Annotated in this window: 17 protein-coding genes; 7 read left to right on the top strand and 10 right to left on the bottom strand. The window is 59.7% G+C overall.

The window, feature by feature from the left end; genetic code table 11:
- Nucleotides 1–459 precede the first annotated feature (459 nt).
- Nucleotides 460–600, top strand: a complete 141-nt coding sequence (locus ACQE3E_RS04150; protein ID WP_313728977.1) for a hypothetical protein — start codon at nucleotides 460–462, stop codon at nucleotides 598–600.
- A gap of 287 nt (nucleotides 601–887) precedes the next feature.
- Here the strand turns inward: ACQE3E_RS04150 and ACQE3E_RS04145 are convergent, their stop codons facing one another.
- The 3 genes from ACQE3E_RS04145 to glgX form a co-directional block, all read right to left on the bottom strand.
- Complete coding sequence (locus ACQE3E_RS04145) at nucleotides 888–2,204, bottom strand: methyl-accepting chemotaxis protein (RefSeq protein ID WP_064031159.1); 1,317 nt, start codon at nucleotides 2,202–2,204, stop codon at nucleotides 888–890.
- Nucleotides 2,205–2,555: 351 nt separating this feature from the next.
- Entirely contained in the window at nucleotides 2,556–5,432 is a 2,877-nt protein-coding gene (gene glnE, locus ACQE3E_RS04140; protein WP_313728978.1) for a bifunctional [glutamate--ammonia ligase]-adenylyl-L-tyrosine phosphorylase/[glutamate--ammonia-ligase] adenylyltransferase, read from the bottom strand.
- A 117-nt stretch (nucleotides 5,433–5,549) separates the two neighbouring features.
- Nucleotides 5,550–7,721, bottom strand: a complete 2,172-nt coding sequence (glgX, locus tag ACQE3E_RS04135) for a glycogen debranching protein GlgX (protein WP_313728979.1) — start codon at nucleotides 7,719–7,721, stop codon at nucleotides 5,550–5,552.
- 183 nt (nucleotides 7,722–7,904) lie between these two features.
- On the opposite strand from glgX, the gene ACQE3E_RS04130 reads away from it, so the two are divergent.
- The 4 genes from ACQE3E_RS04130 to ACQE3E_RS04115 all read left to right on the top strand — a co-directional run bounded on the left by ACQE3E_RS04130 (nucleotide 7,905) and on the right by ACQE3E_RS04115 (nucleotide 13,359).
- On the top strand, nucleotides 7,905–8,588 hold the full coding sequence (locus tag ACQE3E_RS04130) for a hypothetical protein (protein ID WP_064031162.1): 684 nt from the start codon (nucleotides 7,905–7,907) through the stop codon (nucleotides 8,586–8,588).
- On the top strand, nucleotides 8,581–10,170 hold the full coding sequence (locus tag ACQE3E_RS04125) for a glycoside hydrolase family 57 protein (protein ID WP_313728980.1): 1,590 nt from the start codon (nucleotides 8,581–8,583) through the stop codon (nucleotides 10,168–10,170). The genes ACQE3E_RS04130 and ACQE3E_RS04125 overlap by 8 nt, the downstream gene beginning before the upstream one ends.
- A gap of 63 nt (nucleotides 10,171–10,233) precedes the next feature.
- Nucleotides 10,234–11,730 carry an endonuclease/exonuclease/phosphatase family protein gene (locus ACQE3E_RS04120; protein ID WP_313728981.1) on the top strand — a complete coding sequence of 499 codons (1,497 nt, stop codon included), beginning with the start codon at nucleotides 10,234–10,236 and terminating at the stop codon, nucleotides 11,728–11,730.
- Nucleotides 11,731–11,766: 36 nt separating this feature from the next.
- Nucleotides 11,767–13,359 (top strand): phospholipase D-like domain-containing protein, encoded by a 1,593-nt coding sequence (locus ACQE3E_RS04115; protein WP_313728982.1) that lies wholly within the window; start codon nucleotides 11,767–11,769, stop codon nucleotides 13,357–13,359.
- 108 nt (nucleotides 13,360–13,467) lie between these two features.
- Here the strand turns inward: ACQE3E_RS04115 and ACQE3E_RS04110 are convergent, their stop codons facing one another.
- From ACQE3E_RS04110 to ACQE3E_RS04090, 5 genes are all read right to left on the bottom strand, one after another.
- The gene (locus ACQE3E_RS04110; RefSeq protein WP_313728983.1) at nucleotides 13,468–14,547 is read right to left on the bottom strand and encodes a DUF3466 family protein; all 1,080 of its coding nucleotides are present in this window, start codon (nucleotides 14,545–14,547) and stop codon (nucleotides 13,468–13,470) included.
- Between the two features lie 437 nt (nucleotides 14,548–14,984).
- The gene (locus ACQE3E_RS04105; protein ID WP_313728984.1) at nucleotides 14,985–15,644 is read right to left on the bottom strand and encodes an ABC transporter ATP-binding protein; all 660 of its coding nucleotides are present in this window, start codon (nucleotides 15,642–15,644) and stop codon (nucleotides 14,985–14,987) included.
- Entirely contained in the window at nucleotides 15,641–16,777 is a 1,137-nt protein-coding gene (locus tag ACQE3E_RS04100) for an efflux RND transporter periplasmic adaptor subunit (RefSeq protein ID WP_313728985.1), read from the bottom strand. The genes ACQE3E_RS04105 and ACQE3E_RS04100 overlap by 4 nt, the downstream gene beginning before the upstream one ends.
- A gap of 92 nt (nucleotides 16,778–16,869) precedes the next feature.
- On the bottom strand, nucleotides 16,870–18,546 hold the full coding sequence (locus ACQE3E_RS04095) for a hypothetical protein (RefSeq protein ID WP_313728986.1): 1,677 nt from the start codon (nucleotides 18,544–18,546) through the stop codon (nucleotides 16,870–16,872).
- On the bottom strand, nucleotides 18,516–20,051 hold the full coding sequence (locus ACQE3E_RS04090) for a DUF1175 family protein (protein WP_427501252.1): 1,536 nt from the start codon (nucleotides 20,049–20,051) through the stop codon (nucleotides 18,516–18,518). Before ACQE3E_RS04090 ends, ACQE3E_RS04095 begins: the two co-directional genes overlap by 31 nt.
- A 146-nt stretch (nucleotides 20,052–20,197) precedes the next feature.
- On the opposite strand from ACQE3E_RS04090, the gene ACQE3E_RS04085 reads away from it, so the two are divergent.
- Both ACQE3E_RS04085 and ACQE3E_RS04080 read left to right on the top strand, forming a co-directional pair.
- Nucleotides 20,198–20,857 carry a response regulator gene (locus ACQE3E_RS04085; protein WP_064031174.1) on the top strand — a complete coding sequence of 220 codons (660 nt, stop codon included), beginning with the start codon at nucleotides 20,198–20,200 and terminating at the stop codon, nucleotides 20,855–20,857.
- Complete coding sequence (locus ACQE3E_RS04080) at nucleotides 20,857–22,254, top strand: ATP-binding protein (protein ID WP_427501251.1); 1,398 nt, start codon at nucleotides 20,857–20,859, stop codon at nucleotides 22,252–22,254. The genes ACQE3E_RS04085 and ACQE3E_RS04080 overlap by 1 nt, the downstream gene beginning before the upstream one ends.
- 187 nt (nucleotides 22,255–22,441) lie before the next feature.
- Here ACQE3E_RS04080 and ACQE3E_RS04075 read toward each other — a convergent pair whose 3' ends face one another.
- Both ACQE3E_RS04075 and ACQE3E_RS04070 read right to left on the bottom strand, forming a co-directional pair.
- The gene (locus ACQE3E_RS04075; RefSeq protein WP_313728990.1) at nucleotides 22,442–22,933 is read right to left on the bottom strand and encodes a DUF4411 family protein; all 492 of its coding nucleotides are present in this window, start codon (nucleotides 22,931–22,933) and stop codon (nucleotides 22,442–22,444) included.
- On the bottom strand, nucleotides 22,930–24,072 hold the full coding sequence (locus ACQE3E_RS04070; protein WP_427501250.1) for an XRE family transcriptional regulator: 1,143 nt from the start codon (nucleotides 24,070–24,072) through the stop codon (nucleotides 22,930–22,932). Before ACQE3E_RS04070 ends, ACQE3E_RS04075 begins: the two co-directional genes overlap by 4 nt.
- Nucleotides 24,073–24,452 lie beyond the last annotated feature (380 nt).

The raw sequence follows: 24,452 nt of genomic DNA, 5'->3' as shown, positions 1-24,452 counted from the left end.
TTTGCCGGAGTTAGTCATGATACTGATTTATAAAGGATTTTTTAACCAAAAAACGCCTAACAATGTAGTCGTATACCCAACATTTTGTATTGGCCACTGTCGTTTTACTCACAGCCTACGTGTGGTTATTGCAACGATGCCCTTCGAATGGCTTCAAACCTTTGGCGCCACGGTCTCGATAGGCGTTCGTCAATACCGTTTTATCCGGCTTTCGGCTTTTCGACCGATGCTATATATAACGTTGAAACGAGGTTAAGCCGGATCAGCTCCGCCGGCGCCGATTTCGTTCCCAAGCTCACGCGCCGAGAGTATCTCCATGACCGATTCAACGTTCTCGCCGTGGCCTTACGGCAAACACTCGCGCTATTGGTCGCGCCATTGATCTAGCTGACATGCGGCATTCTGCCGGCCCTTACCCATCGATACCGGGATTGGCCAAACGCCGACGCCGGAAACTATTTGGTCCCGACGGTTATTTTGGCCGGCTTGGCGCCACTGGTATTGGTGGTGGTTGAGTTTTTGGCGCGGCGGCAAGCGCTGCTGGACATCCAGGGCGTCAAGATCGATTTCGGGCCCCGCGCCGAGCAACCCGGCGTTTAGACTGGCGGACAACATCGGCATATCGGGTACCGTCGTCACCGATGCCGCTCCGATGGAAATACTCGATACGCTGGCACTTGCCACCCAGTGCGAGGTTGCGGTGGTCGATTTGAAGGAAGGCGACGCCTGGTGGATGTCCCGCCTGTTGCCCCCTGCGCGGAGGCCGTTCGCTGCCGTCTCCTGCTATTCACCGGCATAGGCGCGGCGACTTTGTTCCCGCACTCCGAAGTCGCGCGCTACGCTTTCGATGCCGTGCCGATCGCGGCCCCGACGAGCACGGCTAAGTCTTACTTGCGGTTGGTCAGCAACGACGCGACGGTTTTGGAAACGTTCACCGCGCCGAGATAGATTTCGTCCATGACCTTCGACACCTGTGCGATTTGCTCGTTGCTGGATTGGCCGCTGCTTCTGACGATGTCCATCCGTTCGGTCACGGTCGCGGTCAAGTTGCGGTTGGCGTAAACCACTTGATCGATTTCGGCGGTGGATTTGCTGGTGCGGGCCGCCAATTGCCGCACCTCGTCGGCGACCACCGCGAAGCCCCGTCCCTGATCGCCGGCCCTTGCCGCTTCGATCGCCGCATTCAGAGCCAGCAAATTGGTTTGATCGGCGATCTCGCGTATCGTCGACACGATGGCCGCGATATTGCGGGATTGTTCGTTCAACTGGTTGATCACCTCACCGGTCTGATTGATCTGCTCGGTAATTTCGTTGGACATCGTCACCGATGTCGCCAGCAATTCGGCGCCCTTCTGCGCAATCTGGCTGGTTTCCTCCGCCGTAGAAAACGACATCTCGGCGGCTTGGATCACTGTGGTATTGCGATTGACGCTCTCGGTCACGTCGGTGGCGAACTTGATCACTTTAACCACGTGCCCGTCGGCGTCGAACACCGGATTGTAGGAAGCCTCCAGCCAAACGCTGTCACCACGCGCACTGCGGCGCTGAAATTGTCCCGATTGGAACTGGCCACGCTGGATTTTTTCCCAAAAGTTCGGTTGATCCCGATAAAACTGATCGAAGCACAACACCCGATGGTGCTTGCCGACCAAATCGGCGAGCTGGTAACCCATTACACTCAGAAAATTGGTGTTCGCGGTGACGATTTGTCCATCGGGCGTAAATTCGATGACCGCCATCGACCGGTCGATGGCCTTTTGTATCGCCAATTGGTCGCGCAAGCGATCCTGCATCTCGGTGACGTCCGCTGCGATCTTGAACACGCGCGTGACATCGCCCTGACGATTGACAACCGGAAAATACGTGGCTTCCAGCCAAAGCGTCGTCCCGTTTTTATGGCGGCGTTGAAAAGTACCGTGTTGCTGACGCCCAGCTTTCAAGGCATTCCAAAACGCGCCGTACTCGGCGCTATTGACATGCCCCGGATCGCACAAAACTCGATGCTGCTGACCCTGCAATTCGGCGGCCGAATAGCCTACGACATCCAGGAACAAACGGTTGGCGCCAATGATCGTGCCATTCGGCTGAAACTGGATCGTGGCAATATTGGCCTCGATCGCGTCGGCAAAATCGGTCGCATCGGCCAAGCGGCGCCGAGCCTCGGCCAAGTCGGTTTTTAAGCGCCGATTGAAGAAATCGAACATGTTATTCTCTGTGCTGAAGTTTCTGCGTTCGTCCACACCTTCCCCGGTAACTTCCCCCGTACCGAACTAGCACGCCCATCGACGCGGGGTTCCGGAAGAACGCGGCTACGAACCCGAAGCACAAGTGTAGCGGACTCCATCGCGAAAAATTAACGCCCGGTTTCTGCGGTTATTTCCAACGCGCCTGCGCGCGTACGCACCTCCGAATGTTTTTACGCCGTACGCCAATAAACCCGCTTCCAGCCGGCATTTTCCACGTATGCTAACGCACCTTGAAAAACGCTCTCCTTCCTCGCTCGAGCAGTGGTTGCCGCCGCCAAACGCCTGTTTCAAGCCTAGCGTATCGAGGATCTAACACATGTATTGTTGCCAGAGTCGCTCGACCTCGGCGCGCAGCGCCGTGAAATCGCCGGCCGCCGCCGTTGCGCTCAGATCTTGCAATACTTGGTGGTGGCCGTAATCGCGATAGGCGCAGTAAGCCTGTTTCAACAGCGCCGTTTCGGCGGCCGGCATCAAGCCGTGGGCCTGCAAGCCGTCCAACAGCCGGACGTTGTCGGTGTACTTGGCCAAATCGGAATGCCGTGCCGCATGCGCCAGAATACAAAACTGCACGATGAATTCGATATCGGCGATACCGCCGGCGCTTTGTTTTAAGTCGAATACCGCCGGATCCTTGGCCGCCAGATTGTCGCGCATCTTTTGGCGCATCTCACGCACTTGGGTTTGCAGCGCTCGGTAATCGCGGGGCAGCGCCAAAATCCGCGCGCGAATCGCCTCGTACGTGGCTTGCAACTCGGTGTCGCCCGCGACGAAGCGGGCTCGGACCAGGGCCTGGTGCTCCCAAGTCCAAGCCTGATCGCGCAAATACGCTTCGTAATGACCGATATGCGTGACCAACAAACCCGAATCGCCATTGGGCCGCAGCCGCAGATCGACTTCGTACAACACCCCGGACAGCATCCGGGTGTCGAGGATATGGCGGATCTTCTGGCCGAGCCTGATATAAAACTGCGCCGTGCCGATCGGCTTATCGCCATCGGTGAGCGCATCGCCGTCGGCGGCGTCGTACAGGAATACCAAATCCAGGTCGGAGCCGTAACCGAGTTCGATGCCGCCGAATTTGCCGAAGCCGAGGATCGCGAAATGCTTGGGTTCCGGTCCGGTCACGGGCGGATAACCGTGCTTGGCGCCCAGCATGGCCCAGGCTCGCGTCAGCACTTGCTCCAAGATTGCTTCAGCGATCCAGGTCAAGTAATCGCTGACCACCATCACCGGAATAAAGCCCATGATGTCGGCCGCCGCCACCCGCAACACATGCTGATGTTTGAACAGGCGCAACGCGATCATCAATTGTTCGCTGTCCTGGGCTTCGACCCGGCTCAGGGCCAAGCCTAAGTCCTCGCGCAACGCCTGTTTTTGCAGCGGCGCGTACAGGGCGCCGGTATCCAGCAATTCGTCGAACAGTATCGGATACAAAGCCAGATAGTCGGCGATCCAAGGACTGGCGGCGGTCAATTTGATCAATTGCGCCAAGGCCTGCGGATTCTCGGCCAACAAGGACAGATAGACGGCCCGGCCGGTCACCGCCTCGAACAGTTTCAACACCCGCGGCAAGGTGGCTTCGGGGTGTTCGGTCTCGGCAACGCGTTCTATTGTCTGCGGCACTAACCGCTCCAGTATGGTCGCGCCCTTAGCGGTCATGCGCTTGACCGCGTGGCTGTGCTTGAAATCGACGATGGCTTGCAGCACATTGCGCGGTTCGGAGAACCCGTAGTCCGCCAGCGCTTCCAACGCTAAATCGTCGTCGGCGGCGCAAGTCCAGATCAACCGGGCACTGCGTTGCTTGGTGTCCTGTTCGCTCAGCGAAAACACTTGCTCGAAGGTATCCTGCACCCGCTCGCGCACGGCATCCAATTCGCGCTTGAAGGCCTCCCAATCCTCGAAATCCAGCGAGTAAGCCAAAATTTGCCGGACCACCGGCTGGGTCGGCAAATCGTGGGTTTGTTTGTCCTGGTATTCCTGGATATGATTTTCGGTGCGGCGCAGGAAGCGGTACGCGAACTTCAGCGCCGCCACGTCATCGCCGCTCATCAGCTTCAGGTCGGCCAGCGCGGCGAGGATGACTTGAATCTCGCGCTGCTGCAGCACCGGCTCCTGGCCGCCGCGAATCAACTGGAAGGCCTGGCCGATGAACTCGACCTCGCGGATGCCGCCCGGACCGAGTTTGACGTTGTCCAAGCGGTCGCGGCGCTTTAATTCCTGAGCGATTTGAAACTTCAACGAGCGCAATTCCTCGAAGGCCCCGTAATCCAGATAGCGGCGGTAGACGAAGGGCTTGATCAGCGCGGCCAATTGCCGGCCGGTTTCGAAGTCGCCGGCCACCTGGCGGGCCTTGATCATCGCGTAGCGTTCCCATTCCCGCGCCTGGGTCAGGTAGTACTTTTCCATGCCGTCGAAATCCATGATCAACGGGCCGCTGTCGCCGAACGGCCGCAACCTGACGTCGGTACGAAACACAAAGCCATCGACGGTGATTTCGTCCAACATCTTGACCAAGGACCGGCACAAGCGGGTAAAAAACTCCCCGTAACTGATTTCTTTTTTGCCGGTCAACATGCCGTCTTCGGCAAACGCGAAAATCAAGTCGATATCGGACGAATAATTCAATTCCCAGGCGCCGAGCTTGCCCATGCCCAGCACCACGATATTGAAGGGCCTACCGTCGGCTAGCGTCGGCGTTCCCCAGCGATCGCAGGCCCGAGCGTACAAATAATCCAACGCGGCGGCTATGCAGGCTTCCGCTAACGCGGTCAGATCGGCCAGCGTTTCGTCCAAATCGGCCCAGCCGGCCAAATCGCGCCAGGCGATACGCACCATTTCCCGACGCCGAAACCGGCGCAAGACCTTGGCCAGCGCCGGTTCGCCGTCGATCTCGGCAACGGCCGTCCGTAACGCGGCGGCGTATTGATCCCGGCGCGTCGGCGCGAACAAATCGCCGGCGGCCGCCAATTCCGCGATCAAGCCCGGTTCGCGCAGCCAGCTGTCGGCGACGAATTGACTGCAAACGCAAACCTTTAAGGCACTCGCCGCGATCGCCTCGTGCTCCAGCACCGCCGCCTGTTCGGCGTCCAGAACCGCCGCCAACCGCTCGCAAAAACCGGCGGCGACGGATTGCAAATCCTCGGGCAGCGGAGCGGCATGGCGGGACAACGCGGCAAAAATGGGCATGGGCGGTTTCCTGTATCGACGGCAAAACCGCATGATACCGAAACTCGAACCAGTGCTCTAATTTGGGGCGTTCGCCGCCGAAGCCGAGGCTCGAGAGCGAGCCCCGGCGGCATGGGCCTAATCGATCAAACGGATGCCGGTCAATTTGCTCAGAAAGGCCGATGCTTTATGCGACACGGACTCGCCGCCGCCTTCGTTGGAAAAACGGGTGTTCTCCAATACCACCACCGAATTGCCGCGCACCCAGTATTGCTGTAGCGACAGCGGCGACTGATTGGCGAGTTCGACGGCGTCGGCCGGCGAACTCAGCGCGGTATCGATCGACAAACACCAAGCCTTGCCTTCGATTTTGGGCAAATCGATCAGCACATCCTCGCTCGCCATATTCATCACCACGTGCAAATCCGGTTCCTCCTTGGCCAACGCGGACAGCGTGTACGACAAAAAGCGCGCCTCGGGATCGGTCCAGGCCGGCGGATGCATCTGATCGACGTCGTACCAGTGAATATCCGGCAGCGTCTTACCTTCCAGCGGCCTTCCGGTCAGGAAGCGGCGGCGCATCAGCGCGGTGTGGCGCTTGCGCAGTTTAATCAGAGTCTGCACGAAGCGCAGCACGTCGGCATTCTTCTTGGCATCCTCCCAGTTCAACCAGCTCAGCTCGTTATCCTGGCAATAGCCGTTGTTGTTGCCGCCCTGGCTATTCAAAAATTCGTCGCCGGCCAGCAACATCGGCACACCGTGGCTGAGCAACAGAATCGCCAACGCGTTCTTGGCGCGCCGCCGCCGCACGGCCAAAATCTCGGGATCGTCGGTCGGCCCTTCGACACCGCAGTTGTAACTCAAATTGTTGTTGCAGCCGTCGCGGTTTTCCTCGCCGTTGGCTTCGTTGTGTTTGTCGTTGTAACTGAACAGATCGTGCAGCGTAAAGCCGTCATGACAGGTCACGAAGTTGATGCCGCTGATCGGCAAGCGATGTTGATGCTCGTAGAGATCGCTGCTGCCGCAGATGCGGGTGGCCACTTCGTTGATCATGCCGCCGTCGCCGCGCACGAAGCGGCGTATCGCGTCGCGGTAGCGGCCGTTCCACTCGGCCCAACGGTAGCCGGGGAAATTGCCGACTTGATACAGACCCGCCGCGTCCCAAGCCTCGGCAATCAGTTTGGTCTTGGCCAACTGCTGGGACAGCTCGATGCCCCACACCAACGGCGGGTCCTGCAACACGCTGCCGTCCTCGCCGCGCGCCAAGGCGCTGGCCAAATCGAAGCGGAAACCGTCGACGTGCATCTCCCGCACCCAATATTCCAGGCAAGTGATGATGAAGTTAGTCACCAACGGATGGTTGGCGTTGACGGTATTGCCGCAACCGGTGTAATCCAGAAAGAGCCTTTTGTCGTATTTGTCGGTCAGATAAAAGCTGTTGCCGGTAATCCCCTTGAAATTGATGACCGGCCCATCGCTGCCGGCCTCAGAGGTATGGTTGAACACCACGTCCATGATCACGCCGATACCGGCTTTGTGCAGCGCCCTGACCAGATCGCGAAACTCCCTAATGTGAGTACCCTGTTCCGGCGTCACGCAATAGCCCGGATGCGGGCTGAAAAAGCTGTGGGTACTGTAACCCCAATAGTTGGTCAAACCGCGCTCGGCGGTATGCGGCGGCACGTCCTGTTCGTCGAAGGCCATCGCCGGTAACAATTCGACGTGGGTGATGCCCAGTTTTTTCAGGTAGGGAATTTTTTCGATCAGCCCCAGAAAGGTCCCCGGATGCTTAACCTTGGCCGACGGATGCCGGGTAAAACCGCCGACGTGCAATTCGTAGACGATGACTTTCTCGCTGCGTATCGACAGCGGCGTATCCCCTTCCCAATCGTAATGGTCGTCGACGACGACACCGCGCATCGCGTGATAGCTATTGTCGCCGGGCACGCAGGCCGCGCCGCGCACCCACAACTTGTCGCTGACCGCTCGCGCCCAGGGATCGAGCAACAACTTGTCGCGGTCGAAGCGCAATCCCGTTTCCCGCGTCTGCGACGGGCCGTCCAAGCGCCAGGCGTACCAGGTGCCGACCGGTAATTCGACGACGAACACGTGCCAGGAAAAAAAGGTGTGGTGCTTATCGGTGGTTAACGGAATAATTTGGAACGGCTTTTCGCTGTCCGACTGAGCGAACAGCAACAGCTCCACGTAAGTGGCATGACGGCTGGAAATCGAAAAATTGACGCCCCCCTCGCCGACTTTGGCGCCGTGGGGATAAGGACTACCCGACTTCAAGTGGTATTGTTTATGCATTTCCTTGACCGAAAAAGTCCGAAAGCCCCGATTCTACTGCAATTCGGGCGATCCGGCCTATGCCTTGCGTAAATAGGCGACAACGAGTAGAGTCTTCGCAATTTGCCGATTTTGCCAAATACCGCACAATTCACGCAGTTGACAGCGAGTCGAAACCAACAATCCGATTCCTTATCGTCGCCGATGGCTTTTTCGCAGTCACCAACTCCTAGTCGCGCCCCGCTATCGGCCGAAGAATTACGCGAAATCAGTCTATCCATCAGCCGCCAATTCGCGCCGCGCCGCTACGAATCCGGGGTTCGGCGCGCGCCGACCGGCGGATTCTCGCCCAGCGAATTGCTGGAAATCAGTCAACAAATCAGCCGCGAATACGCGCCGCGCGCGCGCGGCAGTCAAGCCAGCCTGCTGCTGTTGCCGATAGACCCCCGCCACCTGCACGCATTTTGGCAATTGGACGCTCCGCCGCCCGCGACTTTGCCGAACCAGCCGGAATCCAGCCCGCTGACGCTGCGCATCTTCCGGCAAGCCCCAGCAACAAACCCGGCCGCCGACTCGCCGGCCCCCCCGGCCAGCGCGCCGGTCTGGTTCGACGTGCCGGTAGCCGCCGACGCCTCGCGGCAACGCATCGTCCTGCCCGAATACCTCGGCGGCGCCGCCGCCCACTACCGGGCCGTACTCGGCCGCTTGACCGGCGACCGGCAATTCAGTCCGCTGGCAATTTCCAACGATGCCGCGACCGCCGCGTTACCCGACGGCAATCACGATCTGACGCCGAGCGTCGCGCAATTCATGTTGCCGCTGCAGCTCGCGGCTTCCTCAACCCTGGCCGCCGATCCCGCGGCTCCGACTTCAGACGCCGATGACTAAAGGCTATCTCGCCATCGTTTTGCACGCCCATCTGCCCTATGTGCATCACCCCGAACACGCCAGTTTCTTCGAGGAAAACTGGCTGTTCGAGGCGATCACCGAATGCTATCTGCCCTTGCTGGGGGTATTGGAGCGGCTGCATTACGACCGGATCGCCTACCGCTTGACCCTGTCGCTGTCGCCGACCTTGATCACGATGCTGGGCGACGCCTTGCTGCAAAACCGCTACTTGCACTATTTGCAAGGCCGGGTGGAACTGGCCGAGCGCGAGGTGGCCCGCACCCGCGGCCTGCCCCAGTTTCAGGCCTTGGCCGAGTTTTATCTGCGGCAATATCAAGATGCGTTGTACCGCTACCGCGAGCGCTACCGTTGCGAATTGTTGCCGGCATTTCAGTTTCATCACGCCACCGGCAATCTGGAATTGACGACCACGGCCGCCACTCACGGCTTTCTGCCCTTGCTCAACGTCAGTCCGACCGCTGTCCGCAATCAAATCGGCGTCGGCCTGCGCTGTTTCGAGTCGCGCTTCGGCTTTCGGCCGCGCGGCTTCTGGCTGCCGGAATGCGGCTATTATCCGGGCCTGGAAGACGAATTGGCCGCCGCCGGCATCGACCATTTCTTCGTCGACAGCCATGCACTGATGACCGCCGCCAATACGGCGGGCCTGGGCGTCTACGCGCCGCTGGATAGCGGAAACGGCGTCGCCGCCTTCGGTCGCGATCCGGCCTCGTCGCGCCAAGTGTGGAGCGCGGAGCAGGGCTATCCCGGCGATCCGGATTACCGCGAGTATTACCGGGACATCGGCTTCGACCTGCCGCTGGAGTACGTCGCGCCCTACATCCTGGACCGCGAAACCCGCGTCAATACCGGCATCAAGTATTACCGTATCACCGGGCAGAACCAACCCAAGCAAGCCTATCAACCCGCTCAGGCCCACGCCAAGGCCAGACAGCACGCCGCCGACTTCGTGCGCCGCCGCCGCGAGCAAATCGCCGCGCTGGATGGCGAACTGTCGCAAGCGCCCATCATTGTCGCCCCCTATGACGCCGAGCTGTTCGGCCATTGGTGGTACGAGGGTCCGCTTTGGCTGGAACAGGTGTTACGGTTGGCGGCCGAATCGGATAGCGGCTTGACGACGGCCGCCTGCTCTGACTACCTTCAGCAACCGCTGCGCCACGGTATCGGCCGACCGGCCGCGTCGAGCTGGGGTGAACACGGCTATTCGAGCTATTGGCTGAACGAAAGCAACGACTGGATTTATCCGCTGCTGCACCGGGCCGCCGCCGAAATGGAAAAGCTCGCCAACGATCTGAACGGCCTCAAGATCACGCCGGCGCAAGAACGCGCGCTGAATCAGGCCGCCCGCTCGTTGCTGCTGGCGCAGGCCTCCGACTGGCCCTTCATCATGAAGGCCGGCACCACCGTCGATTACGCCAGAAAGCGGATCGCCGACCATCTGGCCCGCTTCAATTATCTGCACGACGCGATCCGCAAGAATCGCATCGACGAGCGATATTTGACAGCACTGGAGATCATGGACGATATTTTCCCCGACATAGACTTTCGCGATTACGCCGGCTAAGCCGGCATCGCGTCCCGGACCGCCGCGCCGGATTTCGCCAGCCCATCGCACCAGGAGCCCGGCATGGACCCGATACGCTTGCTTTACACCAGCAATACCGCCGGCGGCCGGGCCGGCGCGCGCCGTCAAACCTTAACCTTCCTGATCCTGGTCGCCGATCTGGACTACCGCAAAACCGTCGATGTGGTCTGGTGCGGCCACGACGGCGTCTGGCAACGCCTGCCCGCGAACTATCTGACCAAAACGCCGGAAGGCGGCGAAGTTTGGCATGCGGCGGCCGAATTCGGCGCCGAGGCAGGGTCGGCCTTGCCGGGCGGTATCCGATTTGCGCTGCACTACCGTTGGCCGGACGGCGAAGCCTGGGATAATAATCTAGGCCGCGACTATCAAACCCGCGCCGGCAGCGGCCATCATCTGGCCGACGATTTGGTCTTGCAAACCTTGACCTTGCCGACGGCCTTGGATCTGGAAACCGTCGAATGGCCTGTCGTGGTCGCGACCGACGCGACGCTGGACATCGACCACGTCAGCGTGCTTTGGAGCGGCGACGGTTGGCGGCGCACCCGGCAAGCGCCGTGCAAGGCGGCCGGCCGCCGCCGCAAACCGGTCGCGGGACCCGCGACCGGCCTGAAGCCGGCCCGGCTTTGGCACACGCGCTTGCGGATCGGCGAAGCCTTTCGCATCGAATATTGCATCGCCGCCCACACCCGGTCCCGCAGCTACTGGGACAATCGCGCCGGCCAAAACTACCGGCTCAGCCGGCCACCGCTACGGGTGCTGGTGTTGAATCTGCATTGTTATCAGGAAAACGATCAGGACCGCAAATTCAGCCAGATTGCCCGCGCCATCGACGACTGGCGGGCCGATTTGGTGTGCTTGCAGGAAGTCGCCGAGCATTGGAACAACGGCTACGGCGACTGGCCGTCCAACGCCGCCAACATCATTAACGCGCGACTATCTCGACCGTTTCACTTGCATTGCGATTGGTCGCATCTGGGTTTCGACCGCTACCGGGAAGGGGTCGCCATCCTCAGCCGCTATCCGCTGGAACGCCAGGAATCGCGCTACGTGTCCGACAGCAGCGATGTCTACAGCATACATTCTCGCAAAGTAGTCGCCGCCAACGTCACGCTGCCGCGCTTCGGCCGCATCGACGTATTCTCGGCGCATCTGAGCTGGTGGGAAGACGGGTTCGAAAGCCAATTCCGCCGTTTGGCGGCCTGGGCCGACGCCCGCCGCGACAGCGAGGTCTGCGGCACTCTGCTGTGCGGCGACTTCAACGTCGCGGCCGGCTCGATCGGCTACCGCTTGATCGTCGAAGGCAACCAATACCGCGATCAATATTTGGCGGCCAGCGCGCCCAATTTGTACCAACAAATCTACCGGGTCAACGATCCGCACTGGCATAACTACTTGGCGGAAGACTATCGAATCGATTACATTTTCATGAACAAGAGCGGCGCGCTCAAGGCCGTCGCCGCCAGGGCGGTCTTTACTGAACAGGACTACGGAAGGGTTTCCGATCATTGCGGTTATCTTTTCGAGTTCGAGCCCCGTTAACCCGTTTCATCGCTAGTTCGAGGTAGGCAATCACAGATGCAAGCAGCAGAACATTACGCTAGGCCGGTGTTCGGCAAACTGGGCGGTTACTTTCCGCGCGGCAACGATTTTCGGGAAAGCTTCGACATCCGTTGGGGCAAGCTCGATTTCGAGATGAATCACGGCATCGCGGCCAATTTGAAAGTGATTCTACGCGTGTACCGGGCCGAGATTTGCGAGACCTATATCGTCGATACCGACGCCTACGACATCGAATGGAACCGCCATAAACGCAGCACCCGCGACTTCTACGTGCTGCCCTACTCGCGCCAGTTCGGCAAGATTCACTGCATCAAGTTTGCGTTCATCGTCCATATCGGCGAACATTCGATCGCCTCCCGCCAGGAATACATCTTCATGGACGGCCAGCAACCCAGCGATCCCGAACCGCAGCATCGCCACATCGGCGACCATTGGGCGACGCCCAACCATTATCGTGCCCACGAACTCGATCCCAAGCAGTTACAAAGCGACGCCGACTGGTACGCCCAACGTTTCGACACACTCAATCTGACGCCGAAATTCACCAAGGGGCAACAGCACCACCCCTACCATCCCAAGCGCTACATCCACGACCACATCGACAAGACCATCGCCGCCAAGCATCATCAGCCGCGGCGGCTTTGCACGATCAAGGTCAGCGTCGATTGCATAGACGACCACGACTTCATCAACCACCTGATCCACGCCAGCCGCCAGGGCGTGCTGGTGCAATGCGTCGTCGATTGGCGCAAGATGACGCTGACCAACAGCGACAACTACGCACGCCTGAAACGGGCCGGCATCGAATTGGTCGGCGTGTTCTGCACCCCCAAGCATCATCTGATCGAAGTCGAGCCGGACATGCACACCAAGTTCGTGATCTTCAACGACGAGGACTGCATCCTCGGCTCGTTCAACATCACCTTCGACCGCTGGTGGGCCAACTGGGAATCGGGGATGAGCTTTCATTCGCAGGGCGTGTGCCGGCTGCTGGACAACATCTTCCAAAGCCAGCGCGGCGGCGTCATCCAAAAATACGGCATCGACCCGCTCAGCCCGTTCAATCTGCTGTACACCTTCGGCCGGCAAACCATGGCCAACGGCAAGGTCTACCGGCCGCATCACGCGATACTCGCCGAAATCCACCGCGCCCGCCGCTCGATCAAAGTCTGTCTGTTTCTGATCGGCGACCTGCTCGGCGACCACCACGACAGCGTGGTGTCGGCGCTGATCCAGGCCCGCGATCGCGGCGTGGACGTGCAACTGTTGCTGAACGGTCATCTGGCCCGCCAAGGCAAGATCGGCGTCGAGCGGCCAATGCGCGACGAACTGGCCCGCCCGCTGTTGCCGGCCGTGCAACGCCTGAAGGACGCCGGCATCCGGGTCGGCTTGGTTTACGGCCAAGACGATCTGCCGGTGCCCTACTCGCCGATACACAGTAAATACTGCGTCATCGACGATTACATCGTTATCGACGGCAGTTTCAACTGGTACAACACCTCGGTGTTCTCCCACGACCTGCTGGTGGTCGCCGCCAACCGCGACGTGGCCCAACCGTATTTGTTCGAATTCGAACAGATTCAAAGGTTGTTCAGGGTGTTTTATTGACGATACTTTTCCGCGATCGCGGACTCCGCGGCCCAGCCCGGTAAAACGGCGCTAAATCAAACGCAAGATCGCAAACAACGGGAGTCCGGGCCGCTTCGCCCGGACCACTCACGCGGACTTCCCTGACCATCCTAGACCCAGCAAAGCGGAAGCGAATAGATAAATGACGGACGGAATGGGAACAGCCGTGGGCGTCAATAAAAACGCGTGGGATTCATGTTGCGGATTGAAACCCGAACCCACAATTTGTCCCCGATCATTAATAGCCAAGGCTGTGACCAAATTCCAACCGGAATTGGCCGCGATTAGGCGGTTTAAGTCGGTCATGACGCCATTATCGTAAATAAAGGCATGCTCTTCCAAATCGCCGGTGGTGAACACATTACCGACGATTTGCCCGCTATCGTTGATGTCGTTGGCAACACTACCGATACCATACAGACTACCCAGGTCGTTCATGACGCCACTGTCGTATAGGAAGGCGTGCCCATAAAGTTCGCCGGGTACACTCGCGTAGCCTACCACTTGCCCTCTGCCGTTAATGCCTGTGCCGCCACTGGTGGGACCACCTAACGTACCCAGATCAGTCATCGTGGCGTTGTCGTACGCAAACGCATGTATTTCGCCGTTCGCGGTTTGAGCCCAACCAACGACTTGCCCGCTGTCGTTGATGTCGCTTGCTTCGCTCGAAGTTCCGCCCAAGGCGCCCAAATCGGTCATCACGCCGTCACTGTAAATAAACGCATGCTGGGCCTCGTCCAATGCATTGGACCAGCCTACCACTTGCGCCGCATTGTTGATGGCCAAAGCCAAACTATTCGTGCCGCCCAAGGTGCCGAATTCGGTGATTCCATTACCACTGTAGAGAAAGCCGCGAGAAGCCGTCATCGTCACATGGTTATCGCCAACGATTTGCCCGCTATCGTTAATACCGGTGGCGGCGCTGCCAAAATTGCCCGAGGCGCCTATATCGCTGATAACGCCGTTTCGAAACAAAAAAGCGCGATTAGTTCGATCGGCCGTCCGGGAATGACCCGCCACTTGACCGCTGTTATTGATGGCCGTGGCGGAACTACTAGTGCCACCCAGCGTACCTAGGTCCGTAACAGTGTATGTAGCCGCTTGAACGGGCGTGGATTGCAGCGAAAGCCCAAGCAACAAAGTCAGTAGAGTCTTAGCGTTTTGCATAGTGTTACTCCTACGCGTTTTTGAAAACAAAAACAGCGGCGTCACTTAAGAAAAACGTTCCGCCCTTAATAGCGAGAACGCCGTCAGATGAACTACAACTAACTGAAAAAATTGGAATATTTGGAAGCTTGACGATCGGTTGGTGACTCCAAAAAACAACAAAACTCGAATTTCGGTGACTCAAGCCAAGCCGTATACCTAACGGCTAGGAATTGTAGTTCAAGCTATAGGACAAATTGAGCGATTTCACAAACTCCAACTCGAAACGTTCACCTATCTCAGGTTTCCAACGCCCGGATCGGCGCAATATCAGACCGTTCCGCAGCTATTCGAACCTTAAGCGTCGGCGGCTACTCAAGCGAAAAATTTAAGCAGTTCAAACCAAACTCGACACACCGCGCCTATCGATTCGCCCGCCAGTCCGGCCGCTGCCGGACTCAAACCAACGTCCCATCCACTATCCTGACTTGCCTTCCGGCCCGCGCGCCCAGATTGGGATCGTGGGTGATGACGACCAGCGTGACGCCCTGCCGATTCAGGTTTTCCAGCAGTTCGACGATTTCCAGGCCGGACTGGCTGTCCAGGTTGCCGGTCGGCTCGTCGGCCAACAGAATAGCCGGGCGCATGATCATGGCTCTGGCGATGGCGATACGCTGCAACTGGCCGCCGGATAACTGGTTGGGCTTGTGCGCGGCACGGTCGGCCAAACTCACCGAGGCCAGCGCCTCGCCGACCCGTTCCCGGCGTTGCTTGGCCGGAATGCCGGCCAGGATCATCGGCATTTCGACATTTTCGGCGGCGGTCAGGCGCGGGATCAGATGAAAAAACTGAAACACGAAGCCGATGTTATCGCGCCGGGTTCGCGCCAGTTCGTCATCGCTGAGTTGGGTGACATCCCGGCCGTTCAGCCAGTAGCTTCCGGCGCTGGGCTGATCCAGCAGGGCAATAATGTTCAGCAAGGTCGATTTGCCGGAGCCGGACGGCCCCATCACCGACAAGTAATCGCCGCGCGCCACGTGCAAATCGATGCCGCGCAAGGCTTGCACGGTTTGTTCGCCGACCTGGAATTGCCGGCCGATGCCGCTCAGCCGTATCACTCGACGACCTTGACCCGCGCGCCGGCCTTAACGCCTTCCTTACCCAGCGACACGACTACTCGCTCGCCGGCTTGCAGGCCATCCAGCACTTCGGTATAGCTCCAGTTGGACAAACCGGGTTTGAAGCCGCGCTCGCGCAAGATGCCGTCGGCATCTATCGTCAACACCCGGTTATTTTCCAGAATGGCTTCGGCCGGCAGGCGTAGCGCGCTTTCCTTACGGTTCAGCAACACCTCGATATCGGCGCTGTAACCGGGCATCAGTTCGGCCAGATCTTTCGGGTCTTTCATGGTGACTTCGACTTCGACGGTGCGGGCTTGCTTTTCCTTTTCCAACACATAGGGCGCGATGCGGCTGACCACGCCCGAGCAGCGCTTGTCCGGAAAAGCGTCCAACGACACGCAAGCGGTCATGCCGGTCTTCAGCGCGGCGGCATCGACCTCGTCGATCGGCGCCGACACGATCAAACAACTCAAGTCCAGCAAATCGATCGGCGGCAAGGTTGGAATGCCGGGCGGCGACGGCGTGACGAATTCGCCGAGCTCGGCATTGACTTCGGCGACGGTGCCGTCGAAAGGCGCCTTGACCAAGGTGCGTTGGATGGCGGCCTCGGCGACGCCGAGCTGGGCTTGCGCCACATCGACCGCCCGTTGCGCGGCCTTGCAGCCGGCCCGCTGGGCTTTGCCGCCGGTCACCGATTTGTCGACTTGTTCCTCGGAAACAATTTGGTCGCGCCGCCCCAAGCGGCTGATCCGGGCCGCTTCGCGCTCGGCGCCGCCGGCCAGTTGGCAGGCTTGCTCGGCGGCGGCAAGGTTGGCAGCGATTTGGGCCTGCTGCAACGCGGCCTGGGCGTGTAAATCCTGGTTCCAGACTTCCAGCAATACCTGGCCTTGCCGAACCTTATCGCCTTCCCGCACGTGCAGCTTGGCGACCTGACCGCCGGTGGCCGGCGCCAGATAGGCGCGCCGGCAGGCCTTGACCGTGCCGACCCGAGTGTTGGCGACCGTGGCGCGCACCTCGCCCTCGGCCAATGTATAGACTTCGACATCGATCGGCGCCGGCTTGCGGTTGGCCAGCCAAATCGCGCCAGCCACGGCCAGCAAGGTCGCGGCGATCGGAATTTTGTATTTCATCTTTAAGAACCGCTGGGAAATGGCCGTCTAGCCTACCTCGGCACAGACTATTTGCCCAGCGCCAAGACTAAGCAACCGACTGAGCCGGCGGCTCACTGGGCCAGCAAGCGCCCAGCCAGCCGGGCGCCTGCGGTATCGACGCGCCCGGCGTAACTGAAAATGGGCAATCCGGCGAACAGTTTGTCGCCGTCGCGGCGCATCGCGGCCTTGGCGTTGGCGTAATCCTGCTGCCAGCGCGGCGCGAATTCGTTGCTGTCCTGGGCGGTCTCGCCGGCGCCGCCGGCCAGAAACAGTTCGCGAAGGCCGGCGCCGGGATTGACGAAGGCCGCCAGTTGCGCGGCTTGCCAGCGCGACTTTTCGGCGCCGCGCTGCCAATCCAACGGACTGAGCGATTGCCGGGCGCAAGCGTCCTTCATCCGCGTCAACAGGCTTTCCGAGCTGGCGGCCAAAAACAGACTACCGCCGGCGCATTCGGCGCTGAGATCGGGATTTTTCAGATATTGGACGTAGGCGGCGCTGGCTTGCGGTTGGCCCGGATTGGCGACGATCACGCCGACCGCGCCGGCCGGACTATCGGCATTGAAGTCCCAGATCAGCGCGATGCCGGCCGGCTCGGGACTTGGCGGCGCCGTTGCCGGCCCGTCGGTCGCCAAGCCGCGCCAGTCGTCCAGTGTCCAGGTCGGCGGCAGTGCCAGGCTGGCGGCGACGCCGGCGAACGCGTCGTGCGGCATGCTGGCCAGCACGCCTTCGAACAATTGGCCGTGCAAGCGGGTTTGCCAAAGCGCCGGCGGCAATTGCAACACGCCGAGTTCGCCTTCGGTCAGCGCGAAATCCCAACGCAACGGATATTCGGCCGCGCCGACGAACACCGGCAGCAAATGCCCGACGAAGGCTTCGGCGCGCAGGGTTAGGCTCAACGGCGCGGCGCCGGCTTGGGTTTGCGGCGCGACGCTATCGATCACGTTCAGAAGAGCTTCCAAGCCTTGCGCGAGATACACCCTGCCCTGATATTCGGTAAAAAACAGCTTTTGTGGGCCAATCCGGGTTTCCAAGATAGGCTGGGGCAACTTGCCGACCCGATAGCCGCTGGCCGCCAACAAGCCGGCCAGCGCCGGCATGGCCCGGTCGCTGTAGCGGCTGGCGCTACGCCGATAACTCAGCACCCAGCCCTGGCTGGCATGAGCCATGTCGTAATGCAATTCGGCGTCGGCGCCGAGCGCGTCGCGTAGCAGTTGTTGCAGAAACTCGCCTTGCAAGCCATCCAGGTTGAGCTGCTCGGCCCTCACCTTCAGGCTTTGCAGCAATCCGAAAAACAAGCCATGCACGAAGCGGTCGTCGGCCAAGGCTTGCAGTCGCGGCTGGCGGTCCCACCAATTCAAGAAGGCCGCGCCGTCGTTGAAACGCAGGGTCAGCGCCACCGGATGTTTCTTGACGTACCACGCGGCCCGGCGCGGGCAATCGCCGGCGCGCGGCACGCTGGCATCGACGGCGGTCGCTGAGGCGATATCGCCGCCGCTCAAGGCCGGACAGCGTTCGTCGCCTTCCGGCGCCGGCTCGCCGTTGGCCACCCGCGAACCCTCGGCCACCAACACGTTGCCGTCGGCGTCGGTCAATTGCACGGCCAAATCCAGCATCGGTAACCCGGCTCTGGTCAATTGCCCCAGCGGTTTTTCGGTCAACTGCCGGTAAGCGACGACGCCGGCCGTCACGACCAGGGCTGCGGCGGCGGCCATCGCGGTCAGGCGTTTTGCGGGCGTAAGCGGTTCCATTCGTACACTCCTAGAAAATACGGATTCTCCGGCCGGGGTATCCAGACCGGATCGGGCGATTCCAACAATTCGGCGATTCTGACCACCCGCACCTGCCCGTCGGCACCCAGGGCACCGTTATGGTAGACGGCCAGATTCTCGGCGCGGCCGGCGGCGAACAGCATCAAATGATAGGGCTCGTCGTTAATCAAGGGCTTTTGATAGACCAGTAAATCGCCGTTTCGCGCCGCCGCCAGGTCGCGGGATTTCAGCCGAAAGTTGTAGCCGATCAACGTCTCGGCGTCGGCGAAATGGCCGTAGCGCGGCAAACCGTTCCCGATGCCGGTTTGCCAGATTTGCGGATAAGCCGGCAGCGCCTGCCTGGCCTGCTCCGATACCGGCGGTAAATTCAGCTTGGCCGGCACGCCCAATTTGGCGGTGCGAGCGGCGTCGCGCGGTTCCAGCGCGGTGCGGTAGGCAAAGCGCACCAGGCCGGCGCAATCGCGTTGCTTGGTCTCCCACAGGGGGCTGAATTTGCGGGCTTGCAGCAGAGCCACGTCGGTAACGACCTGACGCAGCGCCTGTTCGTCTTGCGGCGGCAGGAAACCCAGCTCCGCGCCGCCACTGTCCTCGCCTTCGCGTTTGGGTTCGTGCTTGATGTAGTCGCGCACCTCGGCGGGCATATCGCGCTCGGCGTCCTGGCCCGGCACATAGATTTTCGCCGGCCGGCGATTGCCCTGAATCACCACGTAGGCCAGGGTTTGGGTTTCGCCGGGCCGGGCCAGCGGCTTTTGCACCCGGCGCCGGCTTTCGCTGGGCAAACCTTCGTCGAGAATAATGTCCAAATTCGCCAGGGTATGCTGCACCGCACCGCCCGGCCAGTAATTGGTGTCGATGCGGAACACCCCGACCGGCGGGGCCGGATGGACGTACAGATAAGGCCCGTAACCGGCCTGGTCGAAATTGTCGCCGTTCTGGTTCAGAAAGAAGATACCGCCGCTGGTCGAGTTGGTATCGGCCCAATAAACGTGGGTATTGTCGGGCTCGTAGATATGTAAATCGGTGTAAACGCCGTCGCTGTCGCTGGTCAGCACCACTTTCAACGGAATCGGCGCGATCACCGCGTCCACCGTCGTCGAGGCTTTAGCAACGCCGGCGGCGTTAGCGCATTCGGCGATCACGGTGTTCTTGCCCTTGGCGGCCGGGAAGGCACGGGCGAAACCGCCGTTGACGTTGCGCACGTAGTAGCGCACGCCGTTGATGTTGACCACCACCGGGTCGGCGGCCGGATCGGAACAAGTGCCTTCCACCTTGATCTGCAAGCCGCTGGTCCAACCGCCGACCGGTTGGCTCAACGTCAGCGTCGGCGGCTGGTTGGCATCGGTCGGCAAGGGCCGTTGCTGGCCGCGCCGGGCCAGAATGTCGGAATCGTCGCTGGGCGTGGCTTGCGCGGCGGCGGCAAACGCCAGCGCTAGCCATGGCGTCCCCCAGCGGCGCCGGCCTTTGAACCTAGAAATGTGCCGCATATTAGCCTCCGGCCGGAATTGATCTAAACGTTCGAAATGTAGCAACGATTCGGTCTAACGGCAAATCCAAGCTTGAGACCGGCAAATCCGCCGTTGCAATTCCTTGCTACAATGCCGGCCGAATTGTGCAACCGGTTGGGAACATCATGCGCTTATTATTGGTGGAAGACGATGCAATTTTGGGCGACGGTATCAAAGCCGGCCTGACCTTGGAAGGCTACGCGGTCGATTGGCTGACCGACGGTGCCCAGGCAGACGAAGCCTTGAAATTGAACCGCTACGACTTGGTGGTCCTCGACCTGAACCTGCCGCGTATGGACGGCATGACCGTGCTGAAGAATCTGCGCCGGCGCAAGGACAGCACGCCGGTGCTGCTGTTGACCGCCCGCGACGGCGTGGCCGAGCGGGTGGCCGGACTGGACAACGGCGCGGACGACTACGTCGCCAAGCCCTTCGATCTGGCCGAAATCTGCGCCCGGTTGCGCGCCCTCGCCCGCCGCCACGAAGGCCACGCCCAACCGCTGATCGAGCACAAGGGCGTGACGATAGACCCGGCCGCCCATCAGGTGTATTACCTGGACAAGCCGGTGGACTTGTCGCAAAAGGAATTCGAAGTGCTCAGCTATTTACTCGGTCATCTCGGCCAGGTGATTTCCCGCGCCCGCCTGGAAGAAGCGCTGTACGCCTGGGGCTCGGAAGTCGAGAGCAACGCGGTCGAAGTTCACATTCACCATCTGCGTAAAAAGCTGGACGCTGGCCTGATCCGCACGATACGCGGCGTCGGTTACATCGTCGATCACGACTGATGACCAAACCCTGGCGGCTGGCGCCGCGCTCGCTGAAAAAGCAACTGCTGTTCTCGCTGCTGTCGGCCCTGTTGCTGGGTTGGAGCGTCAGCGCCTATCTGAATTACCAACGCACCCGCGACGAAATCGCCGAATTGTTCAACGCCGAGCTGGCGCAATCGGCGCGGGTGGTGCAGGCCTTCGTCGACAACATGCTGCGGCTGCGCGCGCTGACCAAATTGTGGGAGCGCGAGAAAACCCCGGAATTGTTCGACACCCCTATCCTCGGCCACAAATACGAACGCAAGATTGCCTTCCAACTGCGTTCGATCAAGGACGGTCTGGTATTGCGCTCGGAAAGCGCGCCGGAATTCGCGCTGTCGCTGACCCGCAACGGCTACAGCGAAACGGTACTGGACGGTCAGCTCTGGCACGTGTTCAGTTTGAGCAGCGAGAACGGCGATTACGTGATCCACGTCGGCCAGCGCGACGACATCCGCCGGCAACTGGTCGAAAGCATCGCCGGCCAGCAAATCATCGGCGTGCTGATTGCTCTGCCGGTACTGGGCTTGGTGATTTGGCTGATCGTCAGCCGCACCTTGCGGCCGATCAACCGGCTGAAGGACGAACTGGCCAGCCGCGAGGCCGACTTCCTGCAACCGCTGGCCTTGGACGCCTTGCCCGAGGAAATGCTGCCGGTGGTCAATCAGCTCAACGCCTTGCTGGCGATGCTGGAACAGGCCTTCGTTAACGAACGTAATTTCACCTCCGACGCCTCGCACGAACTGCGCACGCCGTTGGCCGGCCTGCAAACCCAACTGCAAGTGGCGCAAAAAGCCGTCGATCCGGCCATGCGCGACCAAGCCATCGCCAAGGCCCAACAGGCCGTGCTGCGGATGACGCATTTGGTTCAGCAATTGTTGACGCTGGCGCGGGTGCAACACCATAACGCCGGGATCGATTTGCAAAGCGTGGACATTCATCAAGTGCTGGCCGACACGCTGGCCGATCTGGAACCGTTAGCCCGCGCCAAGCAAATCGATCTGGAATTGCGCGGCGACGCCAAATTGGCGGTCACGGCCAATCCGCAATTGTTGCAAATCCTGCTGCGCAATCTGCTGGACAACGCCATCAAATACACCCCGGCCGGCGGCGCGGTGCTGGCGTCCTGCCGGCTCGAAGCCGGCCGAGTCGCGGTCTGCGTCGACGACACCGGCCCCGGCGTCGCCGACGCCGAACTGGCGCGCCTGACCCAGCGTTTCTACCGCTGCGTCGAAACCGCCCAATCCGCCGAAGGCAGCGGCCTAGGCCTGTCCATCGTCCAGCGCATCGTCGCGCTGCACAGCGCCGACATCGCTTTCGGCCGCTCGCCGATGGGCGGCTTGCAGGCGCGGTTGATACTGAATCGGATCGTTTAAGGTATTCCGGACAACTAGGCTATTCGTTGACCGCAATCCTGGGCGGGCCGCATAGAACACTACGAACGACGAACCTGAAACCGCCGTGCTTTCCTGTTTGGAGGGTTGGTGGAGATTGGAGGGGAGTGATCGTTGATGTCTATCGTTTGAGCCAAAAAGGTACGCGGTGCGTACCCTTGGCTGGAATTTAGCGTTCCAAAACGAACCGAGCATTCAGTTCCCGCAGAAACTGAAACGTGTCCAGGCACGGCACGCCGAATTGGCGGCAAATGTTGGGAACTTTGACTTTCTTGGTATTGGGTGCCAGCAACGCTTCGTGGGTGACTACTGTCGCACCCAGGGTTTTGGCTTTAGCGATGAGCCAGGGATCGGCTTTGGCTAAGAAGTTGTCGCGGTTACCCGAGTTATAGTCGCCGGCTGCGACACTTTGGACAATTTCGGAAAACATCGCCTGGGTTTCGGTGTCGTCGTTGTCGATAAAATGTTCTGGGCGGGCCTTGGCCCAAGCGGCCAGTTCGTCGTCACCGTCTTTGAGTTCCTTGCCTATCATCTGAACGCTGGCGACCAAACCCAGTTGAAACTGATGATCCAGCCAATCCCAATAAGCCGGGCAGATGTCCATGCCGTAATAGAAATTCTTGGCTTGAATGTAGGTATTTGAGTCCAGAAGATATTTCAAACGCCCAACTCCTTGGCAAAAGTGGCGATTTTGTCGGGTTTGATGCCGCCCAACAACTGGCTGGCTTCACGGAGTAACAATTGGCCGCTGAGAGCCTCGCTAACGACCGCACGGGAAAAACGCTGGCTAATTTGGGCTTTTTTGGTGCGGTAATAACCGGGGCCACCACCTTCGTCGTTCCGATCTTGATACGCCGCTTGCTGAGCGTTGATGTAACGCTGGTATTCGTCCGGTGTGATGAAATTTAGCGTCAGCGCGCGACGCGCCAATGCCCAGGTGCTGACGTGAAAATGCGCTTCCAAAGTCGGTAAATTAGACTGCCAATTTTTCTGACCCTGCTGCCATAGGGGTTGAAATTCAGTAGCCGGGACTAAAAACTCGGCGGCGACGGCGTTACAAAGAACCTCTTCTTCTCGGTGGGTTTGCGTGCTAGCGTCGGAAATGCCGGACTGGCCGATCCAGATATGGCACAGTTCGTGGACCAGGGTAAACAGCCGTGCACCCAAGGCATCGGCTTGGTTGACGAATATGATCGGCGCATAGTCGTCAGCGATTGCAAAACCGCGAAACTCTTCGACACGTAACGGCCGCGTGTAGTGGCCTAAATCACTTTGGCGCATCACTAAAACCCCGACAGACTCGATACGGTTAACCAAATCGCGGTAATAGTCTTCCCAACTGCCGCGTTGCGGATGAATGCCGACACCAAGCGCGGTGCGCATGTCGTGGACGATGGTGGTTACCCCATCTTTGACGGCAAAGCGGCCAACAATAGGATTTGGACCGACAAAATGTTGTTGCAGGTAATCTTTGTACCATTCCTGGCGCTGTTGCATCAGCTTGATAAGGTCGAGCAATTCGGCGCTGAATTTGCGGTTTGCTTGGCCTTCGACGGTTCTTAAATCGGGAATCGGCAATTCGTCGATTGGCGGCTGGACCAGAAACAAATAGCCGAACGGGATATGTGCTTTTTCAGCGTAAGTCATAGCCTGCTTGAAAGTCAAAGGCCGATGGCCGGATTCCCATTCGCTGAGCTTGTCTGGGCTGACACCGCATTTCCGCGCAAATTCAGGCACGGCAATGCCGGAGCGCTCGCGCGCCCAGGTCAGCATGGTCGTGTTGATGTTGGCGGTGGTCATAGGCCTATTTTTTCTTCTAAAAATTAGGTTATTAAAACATTTCTAAAAAATTGTCGACACCGCATATCGAGATTCGTTTTGTATGGATGTCGCTTACCGAAACGGCGAGATCGGTAGGCGTGATTCTAGGCAATAGTTTCTACCTTAGTAGAAGCGCGGGCGGGGAAGTCGGCAGTTTCAAAAAAGTGACTGGCCATGCGGTCGGATCGTTTTTAAAATGACCAGCCTGCCCCGCGTCGAGCGGCTTGGAAGCGCGATATGCTGCTGCGTCCGGATTTCGCGGCAAACCGAATCATCGTCAGACCGGCCTCCTCTATCCCGCTAGTGCTGCAGCGAAGTCATGCGAAAACTTCCCCGGTTGTACAGTCTAAAAGACGATT

The sequence above is a fragment of the Methylomonas sp. MED-D genome (assembly GCF_050276835.1).
Taxonomy (GTDB): Bacteria; Pseudomonadota; Gammaproteobacteria; order Methylococcales; family Methylomonadaceae; genus Methylomonas; species Methylomonas koyamae_A.
Note: the sequence above shows the minus strand (reverse complement) of the source record. Positions and strands in the feature narration are given on the sequence as shown.

What these genes read in the sequence shown, in the direction of transcription:
- ACQE3E_RS04145 (WP_064031159.1), bottom strand. Translation starts at nt 2,204, where the DNA reads ATGTTCGATTTCTTCAATCGGCGCTTAAAAACCGACTTGGCCGAGGCT.
- glnE (WP_313728978.1), bottom strand. Translation starts at nt 5,432, where the DNA reads ATGCCCATTTTTGCCGCGTTGTCCCGCCATGCCGCTCCGCTGCCCGAG.
- glgX (WP_313728979.1), bottom strand. Translation starts at nt 7,721, where the DNA reads ATGCATAAACAATACCACTTGAAGTCGGGTAGTCCTTATCCCCACGGC.
- ACQE3E_RS04130 (WP_064031162.1), top strand. Translation starts at nt 7,905, where the DNA reads ATGGCTTTTTCGCAGTCACCAACTCCTAGTCGCGCCCCGCTATCGGCC.
- ACQE3E_RS04125 (WP_313728980.1), top strand. Translation starts at nt 8,581, where the DNA reads ATGACTAAAGGCTATCTCGCCATCGTTTTGCACGCCCATCTGCCCTAT.
- ACQE3E_RS04120 (WP_313728981.1), top strand. Translation starts at nt 10,234, where the DNA reads ATGGACCCGATACGCTTGCTTTACACCAGCAATACCGCCGGCGGCCGG.
- ACQE3E_RS04115 (WP_313728982.1), top strand. Translation starts at nt 11,767, where the DNA reads ATGCAAGCAGCAGAACATTACGCTAGGCCGGTGTTCGGCAAACTGGGC.
- ACQE3E_RS04110 (WP_313728983.1), bottom strand. Translation starts at nt 14,547, where the DNA reads ATGCAAAACGCTAAGACTCTACTGACTTTGTTGCTTGGGCTTTCGCTG.
- ACQE3E_RS04100 (WP_313728985.1), bottom strand. Translation starts at nt 16,777, where the DNA reads ATGAAATACAAAATTCCGATCGCCGCGACCTTGCTGGCCGTGGCTGGC.
- ACQE3E_RS04095 (WP_313728986.1), bottom strand. Translation starts at nt 18,546, where the DNA reads ATGGAACCGCTTACGCCCGCAAAACGCCTGACCGCGATGGCCGCCGCC.
- ACQE3E_RS04090 (WP_427501252.1), bottom strand. Translation starts at nt 20,051, where the DNA reads ATGCGGCACATTTCTAGGTTCAAAGGCCGGCGCCGCTGGGGGACGCCA.
- ACQE3E_RS04085 (WP_064031174.1), top strand. Translation starts at nt 20,198, where the DNA reads ATGCGCTTATTATTGGTGGAAGACGATGCAATTTTGGGCGACGGTATC.
- ACQE3E_RS04080 (WP_427501251.1), top strand. Translation starts at nt 20,857, where the DNA reads ATGACCAAACCCTGGCGGCTGGCGCCGCGCTCGCTGAAAAAGCAACTG.
- ACQE3E_RS04070 (WP_427501250.1), bottom strand. Translation starts at nt 24,072, where the DNA reads ATGACCACCGCCAACATCAACACGACCATGCTGACCTGGGCGCGCGAG.